1 pseudogene is annotated in these 266 nt (G+C 45.5%); it reads right to left on the bottom strand.

The features are described 5' to 3' along the window. Window positions 1–266: pseudogene (locus tag ACFIKU_RS10225) on the bottom strand (hypothetical protein); the annotation flags it as partial.

Raw genomic sequence — 266 nt, 5'->3', positions numbered from 1 at the left:
ATGCGTTTGTCATTGTCCCCCATCACAGAGACTTTATCACTCAAAAAATTGCTTAAGTTTTGCGCGCGATGTTTCCCAGGGTTCAAATGCCAACCAGGATCAATCCCCTTTGGTATCTTCTCAATTTTCCCCGTTCGCTTATTGTGCCAAACCTGCTTTTCAACATGAAGTGGCTCTACCCCCTCTTCATAGCCTAAATCTTCTGCTTCATAACGGCTTACCTGTCGCACACTGCATTTACACCGCCAACCATTGGGTGGATAAAG

Origin of the sequence: Bartonella sp. CM120XJJH (genome assembly GCF_042194715.1) — a bacterium.
In the GTDB taxonomy this organism is placed as follows: Bacteria; Pseudomonadota; Alphaproteobacteria; order Rhizobiales; family Rhizobiaceae; genus Bartonella.
This window is presented reverse-complemented; position numbering and strand designations above follow the sequence as displayed.